Here is a 26,569-nt window from a genome sequence, read left to right as displayed (position 1 = left end):
TTGCTCCCAGTCTCATAGGGGGTGGGGCAAAATTTGCAAGTCTTGCGGGTGGATTAGGTCGTGCTTGCCTGAAATCCGGGCATCTGCCATGTAAACTTATGCGTAAATTGTCTAAATTCTGCCTGATCGTCTTAATTATCCTGTTTCTGTTCAGTTTTGCAGGGATGCTGCATCCTTTGGGGGATTCGCTTGCCGTGTTTCGCTGGCATCTGGCGGGGGCGATTGTGGTGGTCTGCCTCATTGCAGCCCCCAAACAAGGCCAAGAACGTTGGGTCTGGGCGGCGGTTGCCTTGCCCGCTTTTGCAGCTTTCGCCCAAATCACATGGCAGGGCAGTTGGATCACCGGAACATCAGATTTTGACTATCAGATCTATCAGAAAAATATGTCCTTCCGTATGGGGGATACCCGTTCGCTGCAGGAAGATATCCTTGCAACAGGGGCTGATTTTGTCACCCTACAAGAAGTCGACCAAGACAACCGTCAACTGCTAAAGGGTCTCTCTGAAACTCATCCAACGCAAGCCTTCTGTGATTTCGCACGTGTGGGTGGGGTTGCGGTTGCGACGCATTTTCCACGCACAGAGCTTCCTGTCGTTTGTGATGCTGGCAGCGGCATGGTCGCGATGCAGGTCCAGACCCATTACGGAACGCTCTGGCTTGCGTCCATCCATCTGCATTGGCCTTACCCCTATGGCCAAGCTGGGCAGGTTGATCGGCTTTTACCCGGGCTCGAAAGTCTCGACGGTGCGGTGCTAATCGCGGGGGATTTCAACATGGTGCCTTGGTCACACACGCTTAGACAAATTGCGCAGGCCACAACCAGCAGGCGTGCAGGCAATGTACTTTATACATTTCCGATGAAAGATGGGCTGATCACTTTGCCGATTGATCACGTTCTGGTGCCCGGTCATTTTGCCACAGAAAGCCAGCTGCGGCATCTGTTAGGGTCCGATCACCTGGGGGTATTGGCACGTTTTACGATGCCACGCTGATCTTTCATCTTTCCCGAAATACTCTGGGGGTTTGGGGGCAGCGCCCCATTCCTTCACTCCGCCAAACAGGTCTTAATCTCAGAACTGCTTTCAAGTGTTTTATGCACGGGGCATTTGTCGGCAATTTCCAACAGACGTTGGCGTTCCTTCCGATCTCGTAGGGGGGAATGCAAGACCGTCCAATCATTTGTGCGCTTAAGCTTTTTCGCACCCAGAGATTCGCCACGCGCTTGGCAAACCGAAACTGAATGGATATGTGTTGCAGGCATATTTTTTGTTCACTATTTGTTAAAAATCCTCTAAAAGCCTATTATTGTTCGTGGGAGTAAATAGTGTTTGAGTTTCAGGTGTTTCTTACGACCGTGTTTGGCATTTTGCTTATGATTGGTTTTTTCGGATTTGAAGACGTTGATGATGTTGAAGACGATTCTGCAGATGGTTCCTCTGTTGAAAAACCTGATGGCGATGATGCAAATCCACCAATAAGCCTGTGATACTGCCGCTGTTATGCCTGTCGTATCCAAACCTGCTTTAAGTATTATTATCCCCTTTTATGACGAAGCGGCTTTTTTAAAACAGGCTGTGCAATCTGTTGTGGGGCAGGGCCTCAGCGAAGTTGAAATCATTGTTGTAAATGATAACCCTGACAGATTTAGTCCAGATGATATTCGCCAGCTGGTCGCCCCGTTGAACGCTGTAATTGTTTCGCCAGACGTGAATGGGGGCCTTTCCCTTGCCCGGAACCTAGGGCTTGCACAAGCAAAGGGGGAACTGGTTGGGTTTCTGGACGCTGATGATTATTACACCAGCACCGGATTGCGCCGTCATTTTTTTACGCGCAGGAAACAGGTGCGGACATCACACATGCCCAGACCTACTATTCTCAGATTGGGTCGCCTGAAATAGAGATTTTGCCTAGGGACAAGCAGTTGTTTTCAAAACAGCGGGTTGTATCCGGACTTACCGAATTCCAACAAGCCCAGTTTATTGTTTCATCTTGGTCGAGTTTATACCGCGCCAGTTTTCTGAAAGAAAAATCCCTGCATTTTGATGTAGAGCAAAGGAAGTTTGAAGACAGACTGTTTGTACTTGAAAGCGTTACACAGGCGGAAAAGATTGCTTTTTTGGGCGAAGCTACCCGCGTTTGGCGACGGCGAGCTGGATCCATTTCGGTTTCGCCGAACAATCAAGATATACATCTGCTGCAGTTACAATTGCTAGAAAAGTGTCTGAAGGTGGTCCGGCAGCGGTGCTCTGACGGGAAATTACCCTGGCGAATACTGCGCCGTGAAACGTTTAATTCGGTGTCGCGATTGATCTGGGATCTCGATCTTGTTGCCACAATAGCGACGTCAGAAGCCGATGAATATGTCCGGTTTGGGAAACGGGTTTCGGCCTTGTTGCGCGGCACGACGATGGACGACGCGATGATCGACGATATAGTTGTGCGTCCGATCTCTCGGGTTGATCGTAAAACGGCCAAAGGGGTTATCACCCGAAGTGATATCAAAACGCTGCACAAGATGTTCAAAGGTGGTCAGTTTAAAGCCGCAGCTGAACTGATGTCCGAGCGCAAAAACATTTCCCATTCGGTTCCGGCGAAAATCGATGTCACCCACGGTAAGAAGAAAGTCATCGTGCATCTGGGAATGCATAAAACCGGGACAACATTTCTGCAGCATCAGATGCAGTTACACAGAGAGGCGCTAAACGCGCTGGGTGTCCTGTTCCCCCAAACTGGTATACCTCAGGAAGGGGGATTCCATGTTCGCGCCGGCGCGCTTCCTGGTCATCAGCTGCTGTTGTCGTCGCTACGTGGCCAGAACAACGATATTTGGGCAGATTTAAAGGATGAAATTCGGCGATCAGATGCCCATACGATCGTACTTTCATGTGAAAATTTTCTGATGCCCGGTGATCCGGACAGATTAAAGGTTATTCCCCTCTTGGTCGGGGCGTTGAATGAGTTGGGTGAGGTGCATCCAATAGCGATGGTGCGCCGACCAGACAGTTTTTTTGATGCGTTCTATCGAGAGATCAGCTTTGCAGGGCGGCGTCAGGGTGCGCGTAGGATTTCTGAATTTATGGTGGATTACAAAGACCATTTGACAGATCTTCCAGCTCTATTTTCTCCATTTGAACAGGGTTTTGACCGCAGGGTTCAGCTGGAAGATTTTGATGACGCAAGGGCGCAGGGGGATTTGTGGGACAGGTTTCAGGCGCTATGTGGCTTGCCTGGCGCGTTGCCGGAACTGGACGTTCCGCGCTATGCGACACCGGACCGAGAAATGACAGAGGTTTCCCGTTTGCTAAATACGCTGGTGAAAGACAGGGAAAGTCGGCGTATGATTTTGCGTTCCATGATCGAGATACAGAATGCAGCCGGATCAGAAACCGTATCTCAGGACATAGATTACAGCTTGTTGGACAAAGCACAAAGGCAGGATTTGATCAGCCATTTCAGCCTCACGTCCGCGGCTTGGGCCTCTGAAAGGGGGTATCAGGTTGCTGTTGATGCAATGCGCACAGCCATAGATACAGAGAATTGGTCCCCATTTCTGGGTCTGTCACCTGATACTCTCGACATGCTGCATAACGCTGTATTGCAATGCCCTTCGCAAGTTCGAAAGCCACAGAAGGCCAGGCGTCCGAAGGCCTCGGAGGCTGGTCAGTTGCAACGTAATACCCAGGGTCGACGACGCAAGTTGCGCCCAAGACCTTGGCTCCGCCGTCTTATGACCCGAATGTCTCAAACCGGAAGGTCCTGACGCATTGTCAGGACCCAGGCTGGAAGCATCAAGCTGTCTGAGGCAGAAGATTACTCCGCCAAACAGGTCTTAATCTCAGAACTGCTTTCCAGTGTTTTATGCACGGGGCATTTGTCGGCAATTTCCAACAGACGCTGGCGTTGCTCAGCGTCTAGGTCGCCTTCCAACCGGATCATGCGGGAAAAACTGTCAATTTTTGAACCTGGGGGCGCAATGCTGCCATCCCCTGCGTCCTGTGCGTGCACCTTGTCGTGGCTTACGTCCACAGCCACATGATCAAGCGGCCAGCCCTTGCGGCGGGCATACATACGGATCGTCATAGAAGTACAGGCCCCAAGCCCTGCCGCCATAAACCCATAGGGCGACATGCCACGGTTTGTGCCACCATAGGCAAGTGGTTCATCCGCGACCGCATGGTGCAGCGGGCCGCTTTGAATGTCCTGCATAAAGCCAGCTGCGTCAGCCTCAGACACGCGCACGATCCCTTCTGGTGCGCCAATGGGCGGGGCCGGTGGGCGAAGGTCCATATACTTTCCGGCCCAACTTGAGATCACTTCTGCCGCATATTCCGCGTCACAAGGGTCGGTAATTAGGTGATCAGCTTTATCAAGCGTTACAAAGCTTTTGGGGTGCTTCGCCGCGCCAAAAATCTCTGCTGCGTTTTCAATGCCAACCGTCGTGTCCTGCGGCGCATGCATGACCAGCAAAGCACGGTTTAGTTTCGCGATGTCGGCGGCCAGGTTTTCGCCTGCCACATCATCGATGAATTCTTTGCGGATGGTGAAGGGGCGGCCACCCAGATCAACCGTGGCTTTGCCCTCGGCGCAGATTTTGCCCAGCGCCCCGCCAAAGTTATGGGTTACGTGTTCGGGGTCAAACGGCGCACCCAATGTTGTGACGGCCTTTACGCTGTCAATCTTGCCTGCCGCTTTCAAAACCGCAGCCCCACCCAACGAATGACCAATCAGCAGTCCAGGTGCCATGCCACGGTTTTTCAGATATTCTGACGCCAAGATGAGATCGTCGACATTTGAAGTGAATGAGGTGTTCTCAAACTCACCTTTTGAATGCCCAAGTCCCGTGAAGTCAAAACGCAAGACCGCAATGCCCATGCCGGCCAAACGCCCAGCGATACGACGTGCGGCGGTGATGTCCTTTGAACAGGTGAAACAATGGGCAAAAATGGCGGTGCCCAAATGGGGACCATCCGGCAGGTCAAACCGTGCCGCAAGATCTTCACCACTGTGACCTGTAAATGTAACGCGCTCTGTTGGCATTTTGGCATCCTCTATTGCAGAACTTGCAACCTGACCCTTCGGATCCAACCTTGCAAGGCACGGAGATGCGACCTCACGCGAAGGTGAGGGGACGTGCATCGGCGTGAAGTCGATTTCTTTGAAAGAAATCGGACCGGAGTTTTTCAAAAACTCCGGCCAGCGCTCTGGTTATAAGTCGTTATTCACCACAAAGAGCGGCATCAAATGGATATTTGGTTAAATTCTCATACCCATCTTCCGTGATAAGAACTTGATCCTCCAGTTTGATTGAAAAATCGCCGCCCTCAGGGCTGACCAAGGCTTCGACACAAAGCACCATGCCGGGCTCTAACTCATAGTCAAAAGCGCCTTCAACCATCGCATCAGGATAGGCCACCAGTGGCCATTCATCACATAGGCCCACGCCATGCATCATGCAGCCGTATTTCTGTGCCTGATACGGGTCGTCCAACTTGTGACATTGGCGGCTTAGCTCTTCAATATTCACACCGGGTTTTAGTAAATCCATATTGGCATCAATATGTTCGCGCGCGTGTTTCATCGCATAGATCATGTCCGCCGGGGGGGTTTCATCCCCCACCCACCAACTGCGGGAAATATCGACACAAATGCCATATGAACCGATCAGATCCGTATCAAATGAGATGATCTCGTTGTTCTTAATCTGACGTGGACCACATTCTTGGAACCATGGGTTTGTGCGCTTGCCAGACGTCAGCAAACGGGTTTCGATCCATTCCCCGCCGCGACGGATGTTTTCCGCGTGCAACACCGCCCAAACGTCATCCTCTGTCACACCGCCACCTGGCACGTTCTCGCGGGCAAATTTCTCCATCTCGGTCACGGCAATTTCGCAAGCCTCAGAGGCGCAACGCATGGCCAAGATTTCGTCGGGGCCCTTGATGCAGCGGCTTTTCTCCGTGAGTTCTTCGCCGGGCTGAATGTCAAACCCTTGCGCCTCAAGCGCGCGCAACCCATGCAGCATGACCTTGTCGACGGCCAAACGTTTGTTGCCACCGCCATGGGCCTCAATCAGCTGGCGTACCTCGTTGGAAAACACGTCAGCGGCCACATCAACCTTGTCGCCACGGTCAAAATAAAACAGATCCGCACCAGAGCGCTGTTCACGCACCAAAGGGTTGAATTCACTTAGGAAAGGTGAGTTCTTGTAATCCCAAATCACCATGTAACCATCGGCGCAAACCAGAACAGCGCGGAACGGGTTGTGGGTGTTCCACAGCTGCATATTCGTGCTGTCGGTCGCGTAGCGAATGTTCAGCGGGTCAAACAACAGAACCCCGCCATAACCGCGTTGATTGACCCCCGCGACCAAACGATCAAGGCGAAATTTGCGCATGTTTTCAAGGTTGGGCAGGATCAGGCCAGCTGCTTCCCATTCTTGCATGGCCAATAATGTTGGCCCAATTTCGATGCGGTCGTTCTCATTCGGGCTGCCGTCCGGCAATTGGGCCCCTTTGCTGGGGTCAATTTTGCGGGTGTCGCTGAAATGGCTCATATTGCTGTCTCCTCTCATTGCAAATTTCCTGAGGAGAAGCACCTTGTCCTGGCTGAAACCGACCAAGGCGAAGTCGGTTTTATGAGGCCAAGGCTGGATTGCTGGGCTACAGTTGAAATCAAACATACTAAAGCCAGTGGAATAACGGACATGACAGTTCAGATGCCGACGCCAGCCCCATTTCCGATTTTGCAAGATTTCCTAAGATTTGCCCCTTGGTTGGACGAAAAATCGCGGCGTTTGCCAGGTGTTATGCCGATGGAGCCTGGGAATTGGCTGCAACATGACGAAGCACGCATGGGGCAACTTGCGGAAAAAGCACGACTTTTGGAGGAAGCGCCAGGCCTTGTGCACGCATTGTCTGATGACGCACTGCCAGCTGCGGTTGAGTTGCTTGACCATGTTCTGGATGAGTTGGCAGCAACCGATGGGTTTTCGGTGCAGGGGGATCGGGTCTCGCTGCCTGACGGGACGTTGGTCATGGTTGATGCCAAACAGCCGCTGATCACCTTGTCAAAGCTGGTGCAAGAAGACCTTGTAATTATGGAGAAACCCGAAGGCGCGCGCGAGCATATTCTGACGGGGGCATTGTTGTGCTTTCCGGCCAGTTGGACTTTGGCGCAGAAGTTTATGAAGCCCTTGGTCGCGATCCATGTGCCGGTGGATAGGTATGATGCGGATGTTGCCAAGCGGGTGCAGCGGATGTTTGATGCAATCCGCCCAGAACGGCCGTTGTGGCGCGCAAATGCATTGTTTTATGAGGATCCATCACTGTTTCAACCCCGCCTTGAGGATGCGCCACGCGACAGGCCTAAACTGACAATCGCGCCCTATGTGCGGTCTGAAAGACAAAGCATGTTGCGTCTTCCCAAGACCAATGCTGTGGTTTTTTCCATCCATACAACGCTGATTTTAAGGGATAACCTAACTCAGGAACAGTTGGATGGGTTAAAGCTGCATCCCATTGAAGAAGAGCATGCCTAACCCCGCATCACGTGACGCAAAGCGTCTTCCGGGCTGTCTGGCGCGGTGGAATGTTCATGTTCCGGGCTTGCGGCGATGATCACACTGTCTTCGCAACGCAGCAGGTATCGCGGGTGGGCGTGTTTGCCTTGGGTGTGAATGCGGGTGACCGAGATATTGATTTCATCCGTGTCCAGCAAGATGGCATATTTGGGGCCGCGCGTGTGGTTTTCCGTTAGCTGTTGGAACAGGTCGCCTTTGGTTTGAAAATCTAAGGCGAGGTCTTTCAACGCGCCAAAACTATCGGCGAAGTTTAACGGGCCTTGGGCCACGGAAACGGGTAAATCAAATAGGTCTTCGGCGCCATCCGCGTGAAATCCACATAATTCGATGCCGTTGAAGTGGTGACCAGAACGGAAACCACGTGGTTTGATCAGCAGTTCAGGGGTTAACGGCTGCACACCTGCCGTCCCAAGCTGTTTGAAATATCCGTTCGAAAACATTGCTGCGGTTTCGCCCCAGAAGATTTGATCTGGCGACAGAAGTGAAGCCAACCAGATCATCACATCACGCATGACCACAGCGCTGACATCCGGCTGGCAACGGTTCAGCAAAATGTGACTTTCATGGCGTGCGATGATGCTGTGGCGTTCCATTCGAGAGATATCCCCCAACCCGGAATTGCCATTGTCGCCCAGGCTTTCGTCAAACGTGCCGGCAAAGGAACCGGCGGCAAGCGGAAGGCCGGATGGGGAAATCACCAAGGCGACCTGACCCTTATGAAGCAAAAGAAAATCAGACCCACCACTGGGCTGCAAGGCGTAATCCTTGCCGGGGGACCCTTTCAACAGCCTCAGCAAATCATTCGGATGGCCGCCATCAGGGTGAGAAAACAGCAAAGCAGACGCTGTGCGTGGGCAGGCCTTCGGTGTTACTTTGAACCCGTCATAGCAGTGCAATTTTGTCCCCTTATACACATGTTTGGTCAAAGCATCGGCGACATTCAGTTAAGGTTCCGTTGCCGCGTGGGGGAAGTTAGATCAAATGCAACACAACCGGCCTGTTCTAAAGGTCCGGGTGGAAGGGGGGCGCATGTACCAGCCATGAAAAAAGGCGCCCCGAGGGACGCCTTTTCGTAACGATATCAACTAGTTTAGCAGCTGTAATACATCTTGTATTCAATTGGGTGTGGCATGTGCTCGTAAGCATAAACTTCTTCCCATTTCAGCGCGAGGTAACCATCAATCTGATCTTTGGTGAATACGTCACCTGCGATCAAGAAATCATGGTCTGCTTCGAGGCATTCCAGAGCTTCACGCAAAGATGAGCAAACAGTTGGGATGTCAGCCAGTTCTTCTGGTGGCAGATCATAAAGATCTTTGTCAGAGGCGGGGCCTGGATCGATCTTGTTTTTGATGCCGTCAAGGCCAGCCATCAGAAGTGCCGCGAAGCAGAGGTAAGGGTTCGCTGCTGGATCAGGGAAGCGCGCTTCAACGCGCTTGGCTTTCGGGCTTTCGGTCCAAGGAATACGCACAGCACCGGAACGGTTAGACGCGGAATAAGCGCGCAGAACAGGGGCTTCAAAACCAGGGATTAAGCGTTTGTAGCTGTTTGTCGCTGGGTTTGTGAAGGCGTTCAGAACCTTCGCGTGCTTCAGGATGCCGCCGATGAAATACAAAGCTTCCTGAGACAGATCAGCGTATTTGTCGCCTGCGAACAATGGCTTGCCGTCTTTCCAGATGGACATGTTCACATGCATGCCTGTGCCGTTATCGCCGTAATATGGCTTTGGCATGAAGGTTGCTGATTTGCCGTAGGCATGCGCCACGTTGTGGATCACATATTTGTATTTCTGCAACTCATCCGCTTGTTTGGTGAGTGTGTCAAAAACCAGACCAAGTTCGTGCTGACAAGACGCCACTTCGTGGTGGTGCTTGTCCACTTTCATGCCGATGTCCTTCATGGTGGACAGCATTTCAGAACGGATGTCTTGCGCGTCATCAATTGGGTTCACAGGGAAATAGCCGCCCTTGATGCCCGGACGGTGGCCCATGTTGCCACCTTCATATTTGGTGTCAGAGTTCCAAGATGCGTCTTTGGCGTCGATTTCAAAGGAGACTTTGTTCATCTCAACAGAGAAACGCACGTCGTCAAACAGGAAGAATTCAGCTTCTGGGCCCATGTAAGCCACGTCGCCGATGCCTGTGGATTTCAGGTATGCTTCGGCTTTTTGCGCGGTGCCACGTGGGTCGCGAGAATAAGCTTCGCCTGTGTCTGGCTCAACCACGGAACAATGGATCGCCAATGTTTTCTCAGCGTAGAACGGATCGATGTAAGCAGATGCCGGATCAAGGATCAGTTTCATGTCAGAGTTGTCGATGGATTTCCAACCTGCGATGGAAGAGCCATCAAACATGAAGCCATCTTCAAAGAAGTCTTCATCAATCATGTCGCAGTGTACAGTCACGTGCTGCAACTTGCCATGTGGGTCTGTAAAGCGCACGTCGACATAGGTGATGTCTTCGTCTGCAATCATCTTCAGAACGTCAGCATAGTTCATCGGATCTTCCTTTTCTTTGTGTTATGAATGCTTTGGCATTCGATCTTAATGTTGTGTTGTCTGGTTAAGGCTTACAGCGTGCGTTCTATAAGGCGTCGTCGCCGGTTTCACCTGTGCGGATCCGAATGGCCTGTTCCACGGGGGAAACAAAGATTTTGCCGTCACCGATTTTATCTGTTTTTGCAGCGTCGATGATGGCCTCAATCGCCTCATCCACTTGGTCGTCAGGCAGGACGACTTCGACCTTCACCTTGGGCAGGAAGTCCACGACATATTCAGCACCGCGATACAGTTCGGTATGACCTTTTTGACGGCCAAACCCTTTGACTTCGACCACGGATAGGCCCTGCACGCCGACATCCTGAAGGGCTTCTTTCACTTCATCAAGTTTGAAGGGTTTGATGATCGCTTCGATCTTCTTCATGGCGGCGATTCCTGTGGCTGGTTTCGTTGGGACTGTCAGAACATGTTCCCTCGCTCAGGTCCATTCGCTATGATCCATATCTAAGGCGTCGCCCATTATTCTGGGGGGCGGTGCATTCAAATTGGGCGATGTGCTTAATTTTTGTGCAAATGGAGCGTTTTGAGATGACCGAACTTTTAACAGCCGCACAGATGCGCGCAATCGAGCAAGCCGCGATTGATCGTGGCGAAGTGACGGGCCTTGAGCTGATGGAACGTGCCGGTGCGGGCGTGGTTGAGGCGATCTATGAGGAATGGCCTGAATTTAGCGAGAAGCGCAACACGCCGCTCAAAGCCATTGTGTTATGTGGTCCTGGAAACAATGGTGGTGACGGCTTTGTCGTCGCGCGGCTTTTGCATGCGCGGGGCTGGGCGGTTGAGGTGTTTCTTTACGGGGATGCCAAGAAACTGCCCCCGGATGCGCGGGTGAATTATGAACGCTGGTGTGAGATTGCGTGGGTGTCACAATTAACTGACGCAGATATATCTGAATATAATGAAGATAATCCAGGCACCAATTTGGCAATTGATGCGATCTTTGGCACGGGGTGCTCTCGACCATTCACATCATTGGGTGTGGCTCAACAAGGGTTAAACTATTGGGCGGGGGCCTCAAAAAATGGGGAGGCACCATATATGGTCTCGATTGATGTTCCGAGCGGAATGTGTGTCGACAGTGGAAAATGGCCCGGGTATGAGCAAGTAAACCCGACACATATGTGCATCAATGCAAACCTGACAGTGACATTCCATAGCTTCAAGCATGGACATTATCTGGCTTACGGAGGTCTGTCTTGTGGCAGGTCAATCGTAAAGGATATTGGCCTAGAGAATGTGACGTCAGAATGGTTTAACCATAACGAAAGCTGTCAATTGATTGACAAGCCCTGTGCCATAAGTGGCTGTGTCGTAAAAAGCAGCGGCAATAAGTTTTGCTATGGCCACGCGCTAGTTCTGTCAGGCGGCCCGGCGCAGACTGGGGCAGCGCGACTGGCGGCGCGCGGCGCTTTGCGAGTCGGGGCAGGGCTTGTGACTTTGGGCGTGCCACCAACGGCGCAACAGGAAGTGGCCTGTCAGATCACAGCGATCATGTTGAAGCGGGTTAAGGATGCAGAGACGTTTTCTGCGATCTTGGAAGATAAACGCATCAATGCGCTCTGTCTTGGGCCTGCGCTTGGGCTTGGAGAGCGGGAAGCCGAGCTGCTGGATGTTGCCCTGCAAAGCGGGCGCAATTGCGTGTTGGATGCGGATGCCCTGACCTTGCTTGCGCGGGGTAAGGCGTTGTTTGATAAGCTGCATCCGGGCTGTGTGCTGACACCACATGGCGGCGAATTTGCGCGGTTGTTCCCGGATATCGCGGAGAAACTGGATGCACCTGCCACGACAGGCCCGGCTTATTCCAAGGTGGATGCCACCCGCGAGGCTGCGAAACGGGCGGGGTGCACAGTGTTATTTAAAGGGGCTGATACCGTGATTGCAGACCAAAACGGTCGCACAGCTGTGAATGCGGCGGTGTATGAACGCAGCGCGCCTTGGCTGGCGACGGCCGGATCGGGTGATGTTTTGGCAGGGTTCATCACGGGACTTCTGGCGCGGGGGGGTTCTCCATTTGATGCGGCGCAATCCGGGGCTTGGTTGCATGTAGAATGCGCCTTGGCCTTTGGGCCTGGCTTGATCGCTGAGGATCTGCCGGAACAACTGCCAAAGGTGTTCAAAGACCTACATCCGTGAATTTCTGATTGGGGGATGTACTGAAACAGCGGGGCGCAGCGGTTCACCTTCCGATCTATCAATTCTGATCGGCGACAAAAGCGAGAGAATACCTGTGGCATCGGATGTTTGGGCTCGGGACCTTCCGGTTTCTTTGGCTTTCTGCATCTGCGTGCCAAAGCGATTCATCTTGACCCTGTTGTGGTCAGTTTTGCTGGCTTGCCCGGCCATGCGCGGATTGTCTGGATAATGAATTGATGTCAAAAGATCGTGGAATTTCAGGGGGTTTTACAGCCATGTTGTAATTATTCTGTCCAACACATAACTTTTTTCCGTGAAAACTCATTTTCCGCTCGCCACTTTGAAATAGGTTTGCTAAAGGGTGGTTCCGGATGTTGATCATCCGATGGATGCGGGTGTGGCGGAATTGGTAGACGCACCAGATTTAGGTTCTGGCGCCGCGAGGCGTGGGGGTTCGAGTCCCTTCACCCGCACCATATTGGTTTTATTCAAAAAATTCACGACTTCGCCTTTGATTTTTGGGTCTTATTTTTTGCTGTTTTGGCACTTTCATCCCTTGGTACTATTTTGTTCCCGCGCTTTCTGACCTGCACGAGAGGCATCCTTCTGACTGGCTTGGGCTGCATATTTTTGTACCCTGGAAATGTGACAGCCTGAATTTGCAGGGCTGCGCCCCGCCTTCACAAGTTCATTTACTGTCGTATATCGCCAGCCGTGCGGGACTTGTTCTCACCAGTGCAAACCCCAACTTCCTTCAGTACCGCCTCAACGGCCTTCAATAAGGCGGGAACCGTGGTTGAGTCGATGCTAAACGTCAAATGCATCACCCCAAACAACATAGAGCGGCGGGGGCGGGTGCACCCGATCGAACAGTTGAAAAGTCTGTCCATGCGACAGCATCAGGCCGAAATGTTAATCCAATAGGCATTCTGTCTGATCGAAATACTGTCCAGCGGGTGCGAGTTGAAGCGGCGCGTAGATTCACAAGTGGACCCCGATTTGATCGTATCAATCCAAATGGATGCGCAGTCGAACCTCAAACTGGCAATGGTCCAGAGGACCAACCCTTTAATTTGATCGTATATTCGGCAGGTTAGTTGTTCAGTACACGTATTTCTTGTGTGGGCTGGGGATCGGGTTGGCGATTTGAAAGTTGTAGAACAATAAATACGACGAGGCCGACGAGAATTATGGCTTTGATGTTCATAGGGAATTTCTCATTTTCTGGACATATTGTGATTTGATCCGTCGCGTTTGATCAGTCGGGGCTGTGGGTGTCAATCGGCGCTTCCTTTTCAAGCCGGAATAAGCTCGCGTCTGCCCGTAGTAATCCACTGCTAGGGCCTATATCTATTCGCTGGTGCGACGTGAACGTTGCATGGCGGCGACACCAAAGAACACTGATAGCCACAAAGACAATATGCCGGGGGTGAGCACAAGTAGAAATGCCTCCGCGCCGCCTCCGAAATCTGACCCGACCGCAAAAAATATGAAGGTAGGCACAGCCATCATCACGGTAAGGAAAACCAAACGTGCGACGGAATACGCAAAGCCTTTCGCCATTCGACTGATGTGTATGAGGGCGATGAATGGGGTAACGGCCAAGCCGGTGCACAGCAAAATAAATGCTGCACTGTCTAGCCCGCTCGGGACCAGTGAAAGCAATAGCAATGGCATAGATCACCAATGCGATGACTGCGATCCAAGGCCCAATGAGCCGCTCTCCGATGATCTTGATAGCCGATACTCCGTGTATATATGTTCGTCAATACTGGTTTGACTGCGTGATGGCAACTTGGTTGCGTTTGATCGTTTGCCAGCACGCGTGTGGAATTCACTTCAAGACAATCCGCTTGGACTGTGGTATCATAGGGTGTTTTGTTGGGGGTGATTTATGTTTAGAAAAGTTGCGTTACTATGTGCCTTGGCCGTAATCTCTGGTTGTGATGTAGAGGATAGATCTGGTGTTGCCGAATGTGTGAACTTCTCGGATGCAGCGAAGTCAGTTGATCTCGGGCGAGAATATCAACATCCATTTTATATCCAAAACTTTGCATTTGAAGGCGGGCGTGGCAGCCGAAATGGCCAGCTGGCAGTCCAATATTACCCGGTGGATCCACTTGCTGTGCCGTCCCAGATATTGGCGGCAGATAGCAACACCACTTTTGTCATTAGCCCGGTTTCAAGGCAAATAACCCCTGATGCGCCAGTGGGGGTGGATTTCATTCATATTGACTGGTTCTCTTTCCGGTCCAGCAATGAAGGCGTTCGAATTGGCCTTTATGTTGATGGGCAGGCCCCCGGGGCTGACTCGCGCCTGATTGTGTATTCAGAGGAAAGTGATTTCTTACAGTCCCAAACACTTAAATTCGCGGATTTCCTGAAAGACGGATCAAACGTGGATAAAGTGCTGTTTTATTCGGGCCCTCCAGGCGTGGTGCTTCGGGCGTGTGCTGGCCGGGACGGTGATCGCATTCCTGCGCTCCCGCCAATCACATATACGCCTCTTTGAGCTTTGTGATGGGCCTATTCAAGATCGGGATATGTTTAAAAGGGGCGGAGCAATAAGGCCCTCACGTTATGTATTCGCGACACGCTTAAAGCCGACCAGAGCAGCACGTGAGCATCCGGGATCATAGGCCAGGCCGCTGTGCGACATGCAATCAAAGATTTCTTGGATCATCCGGCCAGAATATTTTTTGGGGTGCAGTTCGATGATGACCTGTCGCACGAAATCTGGCCATGGTTGGTCAAACAGATGTTCTTCCGCACCTTCGATGTCCATAATCACGACATCAGGTTTATGGTTGTTCAGCAGGTCAGATATGCGAAGGGCAGGGACTTCGACTAGGTCTTTTTGGGCGGAGCCGACCGTCGCGATGGATGAGCTCCAAAAGGCCCTTCCGATATGAAACAAAAGCGTGTCCATGTCTTGCGCGTCGCCGACCACAGCCCCATGGATCACGTTGACGCCGGACGCGCCGTTGAGATCAAGGTTGTGGCGGATGACGTCAACCGTATTGGGGTTGGCTTCTACGGTTACGATGTTTTTAGGGTCCGTAATCGTGGCGCAGATCGAACTGATATATCCGACGCCCCCGCCAAGTTCGAGAACGCGATCGCCTGGCTTGACCCGTGTGCTGGCCGCGCGTGCTTCGACTGCTTCATAACCGCCGCTGTCCAGCTTTTCGGACAAACGTTCATTCAACAGGCTATCATCCACATCAAGCGTCACGTTGTTTACTTCAAAACGGGGCATGTCTTCTCACTTACAGCTGACGGAGGTTCATCAAAATCAGTAGTCTAAATTTCTTGTTACAATTCTAACGCGTAATGTCCATGGGGGCGATGTGCGAGACGATGTGGGGAAACGGTGTGGGTGGCGAGTGGGCGAAGGTCACGAGAAAAGGCAAGAAAAAAGACATGGCAGATTTAATCTGAGCAGGGCAGAAAAAAGGCCGCCTCAAAGGGCGGCCTTTCTGTTTTAATCTGCAAGTCGCTTACTCAGCGTCGAGAGATTCGATCGCTTTTTCGAGATCCGCTTTGGACACTTCTTTTTCGGTCACATCAGCCAATTCAAACACATAGTCTACGACTTTGTCTTCAAAGATTGGTGCGCGCATTTGCTGTTGCATTTGCTGGTTTTGTTGAACGAATTCAAAGAACTGACGTTCTTGACCCGGGTACTGACGTGCCTGGTTCATGATCGCTTGTGTCATTTCAGCGTCGGTCACTTCAACTTCGGCTTTTTGACCCAGTTCAGCCAACAGAAGACCAAGGCGAACGCGACGGTTTGCCAATTTGGTGTGCTCTTCTTTGGTTTCGATTTCTGGGTGGTCATGACCCTCAACTTCAGGGTTCTCATCGTGCCACAATTGGTGCGCGATTTGACCTGCTTCAGCTTCTACGAGGCTTGGTGGCAGTTCAAAGTCAACTTTGCCGTCCAATGCGTCAAGCAACGCACGTTTTTGAACCGCACGAGCAGCACCAGCATATTCAGCTTCGAGACGCTCAGTGATCTGAACTTTCATTGCTGCAAGGTCTTCAGCACCGAATTGCTTGGCAAGATCATCGTTGATCTCTGCTTTTGCAGGGGCTTTAACTTCTTTAACGGTACATTTGAACAGGGCTTCTTTGCCTGCCAGGTGTTCCGCGCCGTATTCCGCTGGGAAGGAGACGTTTACGTCAACAGCTTCGCCGGATTTTTTGCCAACGAGTTGCTCTTCAAAGCCAGGAATGAAAGAATTGGAACCCAGAACCAATGGGTAATCTTCGCCCGCGCCGCCTTCGAATTCTACGCCGTCAACGGAACCCAAGAAGTCGATGACAACCTGGTCGCCGTCAGCTGATTTGCCTTTTTTCTCTTCGAAGTTCTGTGCGTTCTCAGCCAGACCTTCAAGCGCTTCAGTCACAGCCGCGTCATCCGCTTTTACAACGAGCTTCTCAAGGGACACACCCTTTAGATCAACTTCTGGAATGGTTGGAAGCGCTTCGTAAGACATGGAAACTTCGACGTCGTCGCCTTCTTTCCAGTTCTCATTGGTCATTTTGACGTCTGGCTGCATCGCAGGGCGGTCGCCAGATTCTTCAAAATGCTTGTTCATCGCGCCGTCGATGGTTTCCTGCATGGCTTCGCCGATGACCTTGTCACCGAACTGCTTTTTCAGCAGCGCCATAGGAACTTTACCTTTACGGAAGCCCTTCATTTCAACTTCTGGCTGGGCTTCAACCAGCTTTTCGTTGACTTTGGCGTCAAGTTCCGCGGCAGTAAGCGTGATCGCATAGGCGCGTTTCAGGCCTTCGTTAAGGGTCTCGGTGACCTGCATGTCAGTCGTCCTCATTCGTTGGAAAAGCCGCACAGCCAATAATCGGCGCGAGGCACGTAATTCAGGGCACCTTTTAGGGCCCACACCGCTTACGCGCAAGGGTCAATTATGCGCCCGCAAAGATGTTACTTTGGGAATATGCATTCTGCTGATACTCTGAGGTGTATAAAAACCCAGGAGATTGAAATGAAACAGTTGATTATAAGCACATCTATTGCGGTATTTTTATCCGCAGGCGCCGCATTTGCCGAGATGCAGGTCACATTGGGGGGCGGTTGGGATGGCAGTCGCGTGCCAACTGGCCAACAATGCACATTGTTTGGCGGTAATGGATCAACACCGCCGATGCGTATCACGGGATTGCCTGCGGGCACGGTGATGATCATCGCCGAGTATAATGACCGCAGCTATCAACCTTTGTCCCGCAATGGCGGGCATGGCACCATTGGGTATCAAGTGTCTGGGGGATCCGCCGATTTGCCCGCAGTTCCCGGCCTGACGGCGCGCAATTTACCGCGCGGGGTTCAGGTGGTGAAAAAGGCGCGCGGCACGGGGCGTTATGCATCCGATGGTTACTTGCCACCGTGTTCGGGGGGGCGGGGCAATCGGTATTCGGTTGATCTGAAGGCCGTGGATGCCGGGGGCGATGTGATTGAACAATTGCGTCGGGTTGCTATTGGCCGTTACTGATTATTCTTCAATATAGATAACAAAGCCCGCGCAAATTGATATCTGCGCGGGCTTTGTTCGTCGTGTGTTCTGTGCTTTGGTTCAGCCGATGACCGGATGCCCACGGCCCATCATGCAGCGAATGATGACGTTACGGCGCAATCCGTCCAGCTCTTCGCTGGCTTCTGCGGCTCCAATCAGTCCACCAATCGCAACCCCCGTGAGCGCACCAGCGACATCATTTGAGTTATCGTCCGCAACGCCAACAATACCGCCAATAACAGCCCCACCAATTGCACCACGCCGCAGATCTTCGGCGCGATAATTGGCGGCAATCGCACGGCATTGACCAAGATCGTTGTTGTAAGACGCATTGGCCACACCATCGAGGACAAGTGGCTTGTCGACTTCGTTTTGGCCACAGGCTGCGGCGGTCAGAATAAGACCTGTGAGAAGAACGGCTCTGATCATGTTGTTTCCTTTGTTATCGAAAATTGGGCAGGGCCCGTTTGATTGATGTCGACGATATAGGGGGGTGAATTTTTAATTACAAGTAAAATAATTTACGTAAAACATAAAAAGCATGTCGATAAACGAAAGGTATCTTCCTTGACCCGACACATAATACATGTCAGACAGCCCCCAACAAAAGGGAGAGGCGTCATGGCACTTGCAGCGCGCATAATAATGGTTTGCAGTCTTGCAATGATGGTTTTGTTGGTTCTGGTGATTGCTGGGCTGATTGTGTTTGCCCAGGATCACACGCCCATGTTTGACATGGTGGGCCTCCCCGAAGGTTTGCCCGGACCAAAACCTTGGGCTTCGGCTTTTATGATCGTTACTTTGCTTTCGGCTTTGGCCTGTTTGGGGCGGGGGTATTGGGCAATTCACCAGATATTGAAAAGAAGCGTTCAGCGCGATTTTTTATTGCTATCCAAGCACTTGAAGTCATGCGCAATAGCGATTGTCTGCTTTTGGGGGATGATCCAAGTTCTGTTGTGGCCTGGGTCCTATGCGATGATTTATCACCTGCCTGACGATATCCGTCCCACGTTGGAATATTTTCCGCTGGATCTTGAATTGGTTTATTTGATCTTGTCATTGCCCCTGTTTGTGACTGCAACCGCCCTGCGGCGCGCGGCCGAGATTGAAGAAGAGAACAGTCAATTTCTGTAAGGGAGGGATGACATGCCAATTGAAATCAATCTCGACCTGATGCTGGTGAAGCGCAAAATCTCATCACGGGAACTTGCTATCCAAGCACTTGAAGTCATGCGCAATAGCGATTGTCTGCTTTTGGGGGATGATCCAAGTTCTGTTGTGGCCTGGGTCCTATGCGATGATTTATCACCTGCCTGACGATATCCGTCCCACGTTGGAATATTTTCCGCTGGATCTTGAATTGGTTTATTTGATCTTGTCATTGCCCCTGTTTGTGACTGCAACCGCCCTGCGGCGCGCGGCCGAGATTGAAGAAGAGAACAGTCAATTTCTGTAAGGGAGGGATGACATGCCAATTGAAATCAATCTCGACCTGATGCTGGTGAAGCGCAAAATCTCATCACGGGAACTTGCTGCGGCGATTGGGCTGTCTGAAACCAATCTAAGCCTTCTCAAAGGTGGCAAGGTCAAAGGCGTGCGTTTCAACACGCTTGAAGCCATCTGCAAACATCTCGACTGTCAGCCGGGCGATATCCTGGAATATATGCCGGAGGGTGAATAACCATGTCCTGGTTTGAAGATTTGGCAGGGGTGCCTGAGGGCGATGCAGACACTGTGCGCGCGGCTTTTGACGTGCGTGGCGATACTTTGATCAGCCGTTCCACAGGGCGAAAGATGCAGGCGGGTCAGCTTACAATCCCGTCATTATCTGAACTGCGTGGGGCAGAGTATAAGGCCGCAGGGCAAAACACGCTTCGCGAAGTCGTTGCAGATGTCACAGCGCTGCACGCTGCGCCGGAAAATGCTGGCGCGGTGTTCCAGGTGGCGTCTCAGTTCAATTTACTGGAAATGATTGGGCCATCGGTGTCGCCACTAGATGGGATCGCGGGGTATGAATATGACCTGACCCAGGGACCGGCCTGCGCGATTGCTTGCGGGGCGGGCACGATCTGGCGAAATTACTTTACGACCCTGTCTGGGGATGTCGGCCAATGCCGCAGTCAGATTGATACATTGTTCGACGTAGGGGCCGTGTTGGGAAATCAGCAAAATGCAATCTGGCAGATGAAAAATGGATATGTTCTGCCGGGCGAAGAAGCCTTGGCACAGCTGCGGGGTAAGATTCTGAGAATGAGCGAAGCCGCGCGCGATGAAGTTCGGAGTTTGCTGCGCATTGGTCTGCAGCAGGACACGGAAGTGACGATCGGTGGCAGTGGAGCGCTTGTTTCACAGGTCTATGCCAGTGCTTTGCCTGTGTCCTATAACAATTTGCCTGAATGGGATTGGGAACCTTTTGCGCGCCTTGTTCTGGAGGCCTCATATGAGATGACACTTCGGATTGCCGCTGCAAATCGTGAGCGTGGCGTTTCTGACAAACTATTTCTGACACTGCTGGGGGGCGGGGCCTTTGGAAACCGGATGGAATGGATCACTGACGCCATTGATTACGCTTTGCGTCAGGTGAATGCCGCCGGGCTGGATATCCGAATTGTCAGCTATGGGCGCGTGCATCCGGGCCTGGCCGGTTTGCTTTCTGATCATGGTTGACGGCGAGTGACCGGTAGGCCCGTATGATCTGGCAAGGAATGGTGGGGAGCGAGCCACAGGGCAAGTTCAGTCAGAGCACCAGACATCCGGTAGCGCAAGAGGGCAGCGAGGCTGTATAGATCAGCCGCGCTGCCAGTGATTGGATTGATGTGATCAGATTACTTCGTATTCGCTTCCGCATGGGGTTGATCTATGGTGATTTTCCACATGCCGTCGTCTTGACGCTGCATAACCACCACGGACAGGCCTTCATCGGTGATCACGCTGTTATTTGGCCCTGTGCCGGTCATGGACCAAGGGGCAATATGTAGGGCGGTGTCGCCAGAAACCCAGATGCTTTCGCGCTCAAAGGTAATGTGCGGGCTGATGGCGGCGAATTCTTGATAGGCGGCGGTCAGCATGTCGGGGCCGCGAAATTCGGTGTCCCCCAAGACCAGCAAGCCATCTGCGGTATAGCTTTCGACAACAACCGGCACATCGCCGCGCCCCATGGCGGATGTCATGCCGTGGACCAATTCCTGGGTTGCGATCTTGTCGTCTGCGCGCAATGGCGAAACCAGCAACCCAGTTGTAATCGCCAAAGCCAGCGCGGTAGTTTTGATAAAATAGTTCATATTCTGTGTCCTCAGATTCGGTTGAAGGGACAGCTATAAACCAGGGCTGCTGACAGCCTTATGTCAGGAAGGATCCTGTATTTTCATTTCTTGCTTGGGTACAAAAAAAGCCGCGCAAGGCAGGGCCCGCGCGGCTTTAGATTTTCAACGAAGGGAAGCTTAAGCTTCGTCTTCAGATGCGTCTTCTGGAGTAGACACGAGACCGCTGTCGTCGTCGTCAGATGCGGCAGCGCCGATATCGTCAAACAGTTCAGCGATTTCGAATTCTGCTTCAGCTTCTGCTTCTGCGGCCAATTCCTGAATGGATTTGCCGGAAGCTTGAAGTTGCGCTTCTTCTTCTGAACGCGCAACGTTCAGTTCGATAGTCGCGCTTACTTCAGCGTGCAGACGTACATGCATGCTGTGCAGGCCAAGGGCTTTGATTGGGGCAATCAGAGAAATCTGTTTGCGATCCAATGTGAAGCCACCGGTTTCTGCAACTTCTGCTGCGTCACGTGGGGTAACAGAGCCGTAAAGCGAACCAGCGTCAGACGCGGAACGAATCACGATGAACTGTTGACCGTCAAGCTTTTCAGCCAAAGCAGCAGCTTCGTTTTTGGTTTCAAGGTTACGTGCTTCGAGCTGAACTTTCTGTGCTTCGAAAGAGGCGATGTTTGCTTTAGAAGCAGTCAGCGCTTTTTTCTGTGGCAGCAGGAAGTTACGTGCGTAACCTGGTTTTACGTCGACAACTTCGCCCATTTGGCCAAGTTTAGCGACACGTTCGAGAAGGATAACTTGCATCGATCAGATCCTCACTTAACAGCGTAAGGAAGCAGAGCGAGAAAGCGAGCGCGTTTGATAGCGCGGGCCAGCTCACGCTGTTTCTTTGCGGAAACTGCGGTGATACGGGAAGGAACGATTTTGCCGCGCTCAGAGATGTAGCGTTGCAGAAGACGTGTGTCTTTATAATCGATCGCAGGTGCATTGTCGCCAGAGAATGGGCAAACTTTGCGACGGCGGAAAAATGGTTTAGAAGCCATGAATTACAGTCCTTTTCTAAAGCTGATTAGCGACGTTCGCGGCGTTCGCCACGTTCTTCGCGTTTCTGCATTTGTACGGACGGCAGTTCTTTGTGCTCGTCAACTTTGATGGTCAACACGCGCATAACGTCGTCGTGCAAACGCATCAGGCGTTCCATTTCTTGAATGGCTGGTGCTGGCGCATCAGAACGCAAAAAGGCGTAGTGGCCTTTACGGTTCTTGTTGATTTTGTAAGCCATAGTTTTGACACCCCAGTACTCGCTATCAACGAGTTTACCTTCGTTGTCCGCAAGGACAGTGCCAAAATGTTCGATAAGACCTTCAGCTTGCGTGTTGGAAAGATCCTGACGCGCGATGAAGACATGCTCATATAGCGGCATGTGTGCTCCGTTCATTTTTCGGGCGCATTTCAAAGGATAGGCCAACAACCGGATACGACCCATCCACGAGAGACTGCGCGGTTCATATATTTTGTACCCGGACGGCGCCTTATAGGGGGGAATGGGGGATGGGGCAAGGGGCAAGGGGGTGTGAACGGGTATCTATCGTGCGGACTTGATGGCCATTTGGGGCCCACCGCCGGCTAATGACGGTTTCCAGCCTATTCTGTTGAAAAACTCTTGGTTTTCGCGGGAGTGCCTCACAGACTGAATGGCTTTCGCCGCAGCTTTATAGGACGGCTCTGGCCTGAATTGGGTTTGGTGCCAGTTTAGCTAATTTTTTGAGGTTCTGGGCGGTTGCGGCGAGGATAAATTCATCATGAGCGCCACATGCATTGCTGGCAGGGTCATGGCAGAGCCATGATCCCGAGAGGGGCCACGCAATCGGAGCCGGCCTAGGCCGTGAATGCGTTTTAAATGGGCGAATGACATTTCGACCTTTTTGCGTAACTTTCTCGAGATGGCATATTGCTGCGTTTGCGATAGGGCTCGGGCGACATCACGGGAGGGTTCATAGATTGAACGCGTAACTTTTCGTTGTGGTTCTTTAGGTGTACAGTGTTGTTTAAGCGGGCATGCCTCACAATCAAATTTTCGGGCGCGGTAGCGGATGGTGGCATCTTTATTGGGGCCAGATCTTGGTGTGGTGAATGCACACCTATATTGCTTTAGCTCTTTGCCGCAGGGGCAAATATAGAGATCATTTTCCGCATCAAAGGTAAAGTCAGCCCGCTCAAACGTACCATCCTTTCGGCCTAATTTATCAATCACAGGGATATGCGGCGCAATCCCGCGCTTCTCCACAAGCCAATCCAACATTGGACCTGAGCCATAAGCGGTGTCCATTGCCCGACAGGGCATTGCGCAGCAATGTCCCGAGAGGGGGCGATCAAGCGCTCGGGCATCAGGCCATGCACCTCATGGACGCGGTCAATCATGGTTTTGACGGCGTCCACCTCCGCCTGGCGAATGGACCGTGTTGGCTCGACATCCAGAATGACGGCGTTGTCCGTATCGATCAAATAGTTCGTAGAATACGCAAAATACGCGGGGCCACCACGTGCGCCTGTCCATTGGGAAGCCGGATCTGCATGTGAGATAAACTTTGGAACCACAGGGCTGGCAGCACCAAAAGCCGCGTCATCCAACGTGTCTAAATATTCGCGAACTGCACGCGGGGCTTCATCTGGGTTTATCGTTTTGGGATTCCAATCAGCCTTTGGTGTGGATTGCTGGCGGTGGCATCCGCTGCAATGATACTCGCATCTGCCGCGTACCTCTGACCACTTGCAAGGCCAGCTTCAATGCACTGCGCCACAACGCTTTCAAACACATGCCGCAGTAAATCACTATCACGGAACCTGCCCCTCTCGGGACATTGCTCCGCAATACCCTGCCGGGCAACGTATGACGGTTCTTCGAAAATGTAGAGTGATCTGGAATTGTGTCCGTCAAATCCAACTTGCAAAACCAGCGATAGGCCAAGTTGAGATGGACTTCATCACACAAACGCCGTTCAGAACGAATGCCCATGATATAGCCAACCAACAACATGCGCATCATCAATTCAGGATCAATCGAGGGACGCTCAGTTGAGCTATAAAACTGCGCCAGATGCGCACGCACCCCAGATAGATCGATGATACCGTCAATTGCCCGCAAGACATGATCAACAGGAACATGATCCTCGATAGAGAAGTCATAAAACAGGGCGCTTTGCGCTTCTTGCCTTGGTCCCAACATCCAAACAATCTCCCATCTCAATAAGGAAATTGAATCAGTCAGGCGTGACTAAATCAACAAGAGTTTTTCAACAGAATAGGCAGATAGCGGTCCTATATCATCAGCTCAGTGGGTGCATCGAGTCAAACAAATGCAAGTCAGGAAGACCCGGAGAAGGTGATGTCGTGGCCACATCTGCTGATGGAACTGATGTCCTGCGATATCAAAGAAAATCACCATCAGCTGACCTCACCGGGAATATCGAGGCGGTTTCAATGTGGGCCGGACAAGGCGTATCAACTGTCAAAGAAGTTCAATCCGCAAGCGATATCGTTCGTGAAATCGTCTATGAAGCGAAAGTTACCTTGAAACGCATTCAGTACGTTTAGAAACATGGTGAATGCCAGCAAACGGACATCGATAGCACCTACAACGAATTCACACGTTATCTGCTGACCAGACCACGAAACAGTTTGCAGTTTATGATGACATTCAGCCTAAAGCAGAAGTTGGTTCCCTCGGTTTGCTTGATTAAGGTGGTCATGCAATCCTAATGGGTCTGCTTCACGGCAATCAATGTGTGCCGCAATTTCCTTGATGTATAATGTAACGACAGCCGTCGCCATATGCCAGCAGGAGTGTTAATTGGTAGCAATGCCTCGCTCGCATTTGTTTAAAATATACCGGAGGAGCCATTTGTTGTGATTTGCATTAAATGGCTTCTTTAGAACGGACTGAGTGCATAAAATGAAGCAAGCTTTTGTTTTGCAGGGTAACTGTATCGCAAGACCTTGGCGAACCCAGTTTGAAGTGAGCGTTTGGCCCATCTAGGGATGCCCATCCAAGTATTCCGAATATCGAGTGGCCAATATACTGACCTCCCGCCATTCCAGCAGTCGCGAAAGATACAAAAGCCAACCCGGGTCCTTCGCGCTGAAGGCAAAACGCTCCATCAACCTTTCAACTCCGGGCTCTTCCAGTGCACACAGCAGGTATTCGCGATCCATTTTTGGCATGCCTACAAACCAACGATGCAGATCCTTGGGTATCGTTCGGTGGTTCTGATGTGAACAGATGTGGCCCCGCGCTAGCGCTGTCCAAAATCTCAGACTTCGCAACGGACGTCCGGTCTGAAACTCTTCCATAATGTCCTGTATTCGACCGCCGAACAACGACAAGAAACACAATGCGCCGTCAAGGCCGCGGGCTCTTTGGGCCACGCAATACCGGACAACGTCGGACAAATAGTCTTGAATTTGCGTTTGCAATGTCGCATCCAACCTTGGAACAACCCCAGTTTGAAACAAACACTCCACTATGCCGAACGGCGATAGGTGGGAGGGGCGAATTGATTTGTTGCCAGTCACGCCCGATGATTGCACCACCCAACGTCCGTATTCTGTAACCACATGGGTTAGCATCACACGGGCCTCAAAACGCGCATCATCATCAGTCTCTAAGCCCATCGCGCCGAGCCCGCCAAGATATTGCGCGACGAGGGCGGTTGTCAGGTCCGGTGCGGGTGTTCGCCGCAATGCCCAGACGGAATCAGGGTCGATACAACGGTCACAATCACAGGCCAGAGCTAATACTTGTAGGGGCTGGTTCGGCAGCTCAGCGACGAGCGCATCCGCCTGAGCGGTGATCGTTCGGGCCATCACCAACAGCTCAGCCTTTGTGTATCCGGTTCTGATCGCCATAGCGCCCTCGCTTTATGCAATTCGAAATTTAGAGCAAGCCTGCGCCATGTGTGTGCTCAAGTTGTTTGGCAAGCTTTATCTCTGAAATGTAAACGCGCATTCATCCCTGATAATCCCATTTCCTTAGGTATTCAATCTTGTTGAGCTGGTGGGGAGTGAGGGTCGCCAAAAACCTATGGTTTGGGCAAGGCGGTTTCACTAAATGCTTGCAACCATCCCATTGGCCCGGAAACTCAACAAGGGCAAATTGTATGTTTCGCAAGAAGCACGGTCAGTTGGTCGTGTCTCTTTTTATTTGGAGCTCAGCGTTCTGGTGCCGCTACTTTGCAAAGGTCGCTATCTGCCTATTCTGTTGAAAAACTCTTGTTGATTTAGTCACGCCTGACTGATTCAATTTCCTTATTGAGATGGGAGATTGTTTGGATGTTGGGACCAAGGCAAGAAGCGCAAAGCGCCCTGTTTTATGACTTCTCTATCGAGGATCATGTTCCTGTTGATCATGTCTTGCGGGCAATTGACGGTATCATCGATCTATCTGGGGTGCGTGCGCATCTGGCGCAGTTTTATAGCTCAACTGAGCGTCCCTCGATTGATCCTGAAT

At 51.7% G+C, this 26,569-nt stretch carries 29 protein-coding genes, 1 tRNA gene and 1 pseudogene; 16 read left to right on the top strand and 15 right to left on the bottom strand.

Annotated elements, in window-relative coordinates; genetic code table 11:
- Positions 1-98 precede the first annotated feature (98 nt).
- A complete protein-coding gene (locus RJ38_RS07060; protein WP_039018178.1) occupies positions 99-992 on the top strand; it encodes an endonuclease/exonuclease/phosphatase family protein in 894 nt (297 codons plus the stop codon).
- Between the two features lie 53 nt (positions 993-1,045).
- Here RJ38_RS07060 and RJ38_RS19390 read toward each other — a convergent pair whose 3' ends face one another.
- Positions 1,046-1,261, bottom strand: coding sequence for an OsmC family protein (locus tag RJ38_RS19390; protein ID WP_039018177.1), 216 nt, complete (start codon positions 1,259-1,261; stop codon positions 1,046-1,048).
- Positions 1,262-1,324: 63 nt separating this feature from the next.
- Between RJ38_RS19390 and RJ38_RS18855 the strand changes: the two genes are divergently transcribed.
- The 3 genes from RJ38_RS18855 to RJ38_RS07045 all read left to right on the top strand — a co-directional run bounded on the left by RJ38_RS18855 (position 1,325) and on the right by RJ38_RS07045 (position 3,760).
- Positions 1,325-1,486, top strand: coding sequence for a hypothetical protein (locus tag RJ38_RS18855; protein WP_156121795.1), 162 nt, complete (start codon positions 1,325-1,327; stop codon positions 1,484-1,486).
- Between the two features lie 13 nt (positions 1,487-1,499).
- Positions 1,500-1,898: a glycosyltransferase family 2 protein gene (locus RJ38_RS19510; protein ID WP_052245255.1), complete on the top strand. Its 399-nt coding sequence runs from the start codon at positions 1,500-1,502 to the stop codon at positions 1,896-1,898.
- Positions 1,899-2,305: 407 nt separating this feature from the next.
- Entirely contained in the window at positions 2,306-3,760 is a 1,455-nt protein-coding gene (locus RJ38_RS07045; protein WP_156121794.1) for a hypothetical protein, read from the top strand.
- A gap of 50 nt (positions 3,761-3,810) precedes the next feature.
- Here RJ38_RS07045 and RJ38_RS07040 read toward each other — a convergent pair whose 3' ends face one another.
- Positions 3,811-5,037: a bifunctional alpha/beta hydrolase/OsmC family protein gene (locus tag RJ38_RS07040; protein ID WP_039018175.1), complete on the bottom strand. Its 1,227-nt coding sequence runs from the start codon at positions 5,035-5,037 to the stop codon at positions 3,811-3,813.
- Between the two features lie 178 nt (positions 5,038-5,215).
- Positions 5,216-6,553 (bottom strand): dimethylsulfonioproprionate lyase DddP, encoded by a 1,338-nt coding sequence (gene dddP, locus RJ38_RS07035; protein ID WP_052245254.1) that lies wholly within the window; start codon positions 6,551-6,553, stop codon positions 5,216-5,218.
- A gap of 150 nt (positions 6,554-6,703) precedes the next feature.
- Between dddP and RJ38_RS07030 the strand changes: the two genes are divergently transcribed.
- On the top strand, positions 6,704-7,537 hold the full coding sequence (locus RJ38_RS07030; protein WP_238321661.1) for a heme-dependent oxidative N-demethylase family protein: 834 nt from the start codon (positions 6,704-6,706) through the stop codon (positions 7,535-7,537).
- Here RJ38_RS07030 and RJ38_RS07025 read toward each other — a convergent pair.
- The 3 genes from RJ38_RS07025 to RJ38_RS07015 all read right to left on the bottom strand — a co-directional run bounded on the left by RJ38_RS07025 (position 7,534) and on the right by RJ38_RS07015 (position 10,500).
- The gene (locus RJ38_RS07025; RefSeq protein ID WP_156121793.1) at positions 7,534-8,475 is read right to left on the bottom strand and encodes a hypothetical protein; all 942 of its coding nucleotides are present in this window, start codon (positions 8,473-8,475) and stop codon (positions 7,534-7,536) included. The two genes, RJ38_RS07030 and RJ38_RS07025, sit on opposite strands and share 4 nt — an antisense overlap.
- A gap of 194 nt (positions 8,476-8,669) precedes the next feature.
- Positions 8,670-10,076 (bottom strand): type I glutamate--ammonia ligase, encoded by a 1,407-nt coding sequence (gene glnA / locus RJ38_RS07020; protein WP_039018172.1) that lies wholly within the window; start codon positions 10,074-10,076, stop codon positions 8,670-8,672.
- Between the two features lie 85 nt (positions 10,077-10,161).
- Positions 10,162-10,500 carry a P-II family nitrogen regulator gene (locus tag RJ38_RS07015; RefSeq protein WP_039018171.1) on the bottom strand — a complete coding sequence of 113 codons (339 nt, stop codon included), beginning with the start codon at positions 10,498-10,500 and terminating at the stop codon, positions 10,162-10,164.
- Between the two features lie 164 nt (positions 10,501-10,664).
- Here RJ38_RS07015 and RJ38_RS07010 point away from each other — a divergent pair, with 164 nt between their 5' ends.
- The 3 genes from RJ38_RS07010 to RJ38_RS06995 all read left to right on the top strand — a co-directional run bounded on the left by RJ38_RS07010 (position 10,665) and on the right by RJ38_RS06995 (position 14,781).
- Complete coding sequence (locus RJ38_RS07010) at positions 10,665-12,269, top strand: bifunctional ADP-dependent NAD(P)H-hydrate dehydratase/NAD(P)H-hydrate epimerase (protein ID WP_039018192.1); 1,605 nt, start codon at positions 10,665-10,667, stop codon at positions 12,267-12,269.
- 391 nt (positions 12,270-12,660) lie between these two features.
- Positions 12,661-12,745: transfer RNA gene (locus RJ38_RS07005), tRNA-Leu, on the top strand.
- 1,418 nt (positions 12,746-14,163) lie between these two features.
- A complete protein-coding gene (locus RJ38_RS06995) occupies positions 14,164-14,781 on the top strand; it encodes a hypothetical protein (protein ID WP_039018169.1) in 618 nt (205 codons plus the stop codon).
- Between the two features lie 66 nt (positions 14,782-14,847).
- On the opposite strand, the gene RJ38_RS06990 is transcribed toward RJ38_RS06995, so the two are convergent.
- Entirely contained in the window at positions 14,848-15,528 is a 681-nt protein-coding gene (locus RJ38_RS06990; protein WP_039018168.1) for an FkbM family methyltransferase, read from the bottom strand.
- A 241-nt stretch (positions 15,529-15,769) separates the two neighbouring features.
- Entirely contained in the window at positions 15,770-17,095 is a 1,326-nt protein-coding gene (gene tig / locus RJ38_RS06985; protein ID WP_039018167.1) for a trigger factor, read from the bottom strand.
- A gap of 186 nt (positions 17,096-17,281) precedes the next feature.
- Between tig and RJ38_RS06980 the strand changes: the two genes are divergently transcribed.
- On the top strand, positions 17,282-17,785 hold the full coding sequence (locus tag RJ38_RS06980) for a hypothetical protein (RefSeq protein ID WP_039018166.1): 504 nt from the start codon (positions 17,282-17,284) through the stop codon (positions 17,783-17,785).
- Between the two features lie 81 nt (positions 17,786-17,866).
- On the opposite strand, the gene RJ38_RS06975 is transcribed toward RJ38_RS06980, so the two are convergent.
- Complete coding sequence (locus tag RJ38_RS06975; protein WP_039018165.1) at positions 17,867-18,235, bottom strand: hypothetical protein; 369 nt, start codon at positions 18,233-18,235, stop codon at positions 17,867-17,869.
- A 192-nt stretch (positions 18,236-18,427) separates the two neighbouring features.
- On the opposite strand from RJ38_RS06975, the gene RJ38_RS06970 reads away from it, so the two are divergent.
- Genes RJ38_RS06970 through RJ38_RS06960 form a run of 5 tightly spaced genes read left to right on the top strand, consistent with a single transcriptional unit; the run spans position 18,428 to position 20,473 of the window.
- Positions 18,428-18,940 carry a hypothetical protein gene (locus RJ38_RS06970; RefSeq protein ID WP_039018164.1) on the top strand — a complete coding sequence of 171 codons (513 nt, stop codon included), beginning with the start codon at positions 18,428-18,430 and terminating at the stop codon, positions 18,938-18,940.
- A 12-nt stretch (positions 18,941-18,952) separates the two neighbouring features.
- Positions 18,953-19,123, top strand: a complete 171-nt coding sequence (locus RJ38_RS18850) for a hypothetical protein (RefSeq protein ID WP_156121792.1) — start codon at positions 18,953-18,955, stop codon at positions 19,121-19,123.
- Positions 19,104-19,262: a hypothetical protein gene (locus tag RJ38_RS18845; protein ID WP_156121791.1), complete on the top strand. Its 159-nt coding sequence runs from the start codon at positions 19,104-19,106 to the stop codon at positions 19,260-19,262. Before RJ38_RS18850 ends, RJ38_RS18845 begins: the two co-directional genes overlap by 20 nt.
- Positions 19,263-19,274: 12 nt before the next feature.
- Complete coding sequence (locus tag RJ38_RS06965; protein WP_039018163.1) at positions 19,275-19,487, top strand: helix-turn-helix domain-containing protein; 213 nt, start codon at positions 19,275-19,277, stop codon at positions 19,485-19,487.
- Between the two features lie 2 nt (positions 19,488-19,489).
- Positions 19,490-20,473 (top strand): hypothetical protein, encoded by a 984-nt coding sequence (locus tag RJ38_RS06960; protein ID WP_039018162.1) that lies wholly within the window; start codon positions 19,490-19,492, stop codon positions 20,471-20,473.
- 158 nt (positions 20,474-20,631) lie between these two features.
- On the opposite strand, the gene RJ38_RS06955 is transcribed toward RJ38_RS06960, so the two are convergent.
- The 5 genes and pseudogenes from RJ38_RS06955 to RJ38_RS06935 form a co-directional block, all read right to left on the bottom strand.
- Positions 20,632-21,087 carry a YybH family protein gene (locus tag RJ38_RS06955; protein WP_039018161.1) on the bottom strand — a complete coding sequence of 152 codons (456 nt, stop codon included), beginning with the start codon at positions 21,085-21,087 and terminating at the stop codon, positions 20,632-20,634.
- Between the two features lie 159 nt (positions 21,088-21,246).
- Positions 21,247-21,867, bottom strand: coding sequence for a 50S ribosomal protein L9 (gene rplI, locus RJ38_RS06950; RefSeq protein WP_039018160.1), 621 nt, complete (start codon positions 21,865-21,867; stop codon positions 21,247-21,249).
- An 11-nt stretch (positions 21,868-21,878) separates the two neighbouring features.
- Positions 21,879-22,106, bottom strand: a complete 228-nt coding sequence (gene rpsR / locus RJ38_RS06945) for a 30S ribosomal protein S18 (protein ID WP_039018159.1) — start codon at positions 22,104-22,106, stop codon at positions 21,879-21,881.
- 26 nt (positions 22,107-22,132) lie between these two features.
- On the bottom strand, positions 22,133-22,486 hold the full coding sequence (gene rpsF, locus RJ38_RS06940; RefSeq protein WP_039018191.1) for a 30S ribosomal protein S6: 354 nt from the start codon (positions 22,484-22,486) through the stop codon (positions 22,133-22,135).
- A 289-nt stretch (positions 22,487-22,775) separates the two neighbouring features.
- A pseudogene (locus RJ38_RS06935) lies at positions 22,776-24,289 on the bottom strand (IS1182 family transposase).
- Positions 24,290-24,453: 164 nt separating this feature from the next.
- Between RJ38_RS06935 and RJ38_RS06930 the strand changes: the two are divergent.
- Complete coding sequence (locus RJ38_RS06930; protein ID WP_039018158.1) at positions 24,454-24,657, top strand: hypothetical protein; 204 nt, start codon at positions 24,454-24,456, stop codon at positions 24,655-24,657.
- 438 nt (positions 24,658-25,095) lie between these two features.
- On the opposite strand, the gene RJ38_RS06925 is transcribed toward RJ38_RS06930, so the two are convergent.
- Positions 25,096-25,968 carry a hypothetical protein gene (locus RJ38_RS06925; protein ID WP_039018157.1) on the bottom strand — a complete coding sequence of 291 codons (873 nt, stop codon included), beginning with the start codon at positions 25,966-25,968 and terminating at the stop codon, positions 25,096-25,098.
- Positions 25,969-26,391: 423 nt separating this feature from the next.
- On the opposite strand from RJ38_RS06925, the gene RJ38_RS18840 reads away from it, so the two are divergent.
- On the top strand, positions 26,392-26,569 hold a 178-nt coding region (locus tag RJ38_RS18840), incomplete at its 3' end, for a transposase (RefSeq protein ID WP_474995139.1).

Origin of the sequence: Halocynthiibacter namhaensis, assembly GCF_000812685.1 — a bacterium.
GTDB classification, from domain to species: domain Bacteria; phylum Pseudomonadota; class Alphaproteobacteria; order Rhodobacterales; family Rhodobacteraceae; genus Halocynthiibacter; species Halocynthiibacter namhaensis.
The sequence above is the reverse complement of the archived record's forward strand: the minus strand, read 5'-3'. Positions and strand labels throughout refer to the sequence as shown.

Excerpts from the sequence above, each read along its gene's own strand:
- RJ38_RS07060 (WP_039018178.1), top strand. The coding sequence starts at position 99 with ATGCGTAAATTGTCTAAATTCTGCCTGATCGTCTTAATTATCCTGTTT.
- RJ38_RS19390 (WP_039018177.1), bottom strand. The coding sequence starts at position 1,261 with ATGCCTGCAACACATATCCATTCAGTTTCGGTTTGCCAAGCGCGTGGC.
- RJ38_RS19510 (WP_052245255.1), top strand. The coding sequence starts at position 1,500 with ATGCCTGTCGTATCCAAACCTGCTTTAAGTATTATTATCCCCTTTTAT.
- RJ38_RS07040 (WP_039018175.1), bottom strand. The coding sequence starts at position 5,037 with ATGCCAACAGAGCGCGTTACATTTACAGGTCACAGTGGTGAAGATCTT.
- dddP (WP_052245254.1), bottom strand. The coding sequence starts at position 6,553 with ATGAGCCATTTCAGCGACACCCGCAAAATTGACCCCAGCAAAGGGGCC.
- RJ38_RS07030 (WP_238321661.1), top strand. The coding sequence starts at position 6,704 with ATGACAGTTCAGATGCCGACGCCAGCCCCATTTCCGATTTTGCAAGAT.
- glnA (WP_039018172.1), bottom strand. The coding sequence starts at position 10,076 with ATGAACTATGCTGACGTTCTGAAGATGATTGCAGACGAAGACATCACC.
- RJ38_RS07015 (WP_039018171.1), bottom strand. The coding sequence starts at position 10,500 with ATGAAGAAGATCGAAGCGATCATCAAACCCTTCAAACTTGATGAAGTG.
- RJ38_RS07010 (WP_039018192.1), top strand. The coding sequence starts at position 10,665 with ATGACCGAACTTTTAACAGCCGCACAGATGCGCGCAATCGAGCAAGCC.
- RJ38_RS06995 (WP_039018169.1), top strand. The coding sequence starts at position 14,164 with ATGTTTAGAAAAGTTGCGTTACTATGTGCCTTGGCCGTAATCTCTGGT.
- RJ38_RS06990 (WP_039018168.1), bottom strand. The coding sequence starts at position 15,528 with ATGCCCCGTTTTGAAGTAAACAACGTGACGCTTGATGTGGATGATAGC.
- tig (WP_039018167.1), bottom strand. The coding sequence starts at position 17,095 with ATGCAGGTCACCGAGACCCTTAACGAAGGCCTGAAACGCGCCTATGCG.
- RJ38_RS06980 (WP_039018166.1), top strand. The coding sequence starts at position 17,282 with ATGAAACAGTTGATTATAAGCACATCTATTGCGGTATTTTTATCCGCA.
- RJ38_RS06975 (WP_039018165.1), bottom strand. The coding sequence starts at position 18,235 with ATGATCAGAGCCGTTCTTCTCACAGGTCTTATTCTGACCGCCGCAGCC.
- RJ38_RS06970 (WP_039018164.1), top strand. The coding sequence starts at position 18,428 with ATGGCACTTGCAGCGCGCATAATAATGGTTTGCAGTCTTGCAATGATG.
- RJ38_RS18850 (WP_156121792.1), top strand. The coding sequence starts at position 18,953 with ATGCCAATTGAAATCAATCTCGACCTGATGCTGGTGAAGCGCAAAATC.
- RJ38_RS18845 (WP_156121791.1), top strand. The coding sequence starts at position 19,104 with ATGATTTATCACCTGCCTGACGATATCCGTCCCACGTTGGAATATTTT.
- RJ38_RS06965 (WP_039018163.1), top strand. The coding sequence starts at position 19,275 with ATGCCAATTGAAATCAATCTCGACCTGATGCTGGTGAAGCGCAAAATC.
- RJ38_RS06960 (WP_039018162.1), top strand. The coding sequence starts at position 19,490 with ATGTCCTGGTTTGAAGATTTGGCAGGGGTGCCTGAGGGCGATGCAGAC.
- RJ38_RS06955 (WP_039018161.1), bottom strand. The coding sequence starts at position 21,087 with ATGAACTATTTTATCAAAACTACCGCGCTGGCTTTGGCGATTACAACT.
- rplI (WP_039018160.1), bottom strand. The coding sequence starts at position 21,867 with ATGCAAGTTATCCTTCTCGAACGTGTCGCTAAACTTGGCCAAATGGGC.
- rpsR (WP_039018159.1), bottom strand. The coding sequence starts at position 22,106 with ATGGCTTCTAAACCATTTTTCCGCCGTCGCAAAGTTTGCCCATTCTCT.
- rpsF (WP_039018191.1), bottom strand. The coding sequence starts at position 22,486 with ATGCCGCTATATGAGCATGTCTTCATCGCGCGTCAGGATCTTTCCAAC.
- RJ38_RS06925 (WP_039018157.1), bottom strand. The coding sequence starts at position 25,968 with ATGGCGATCAGAACCGGATACACAAAGGCTGAGCTGTTGGTGATGGCC.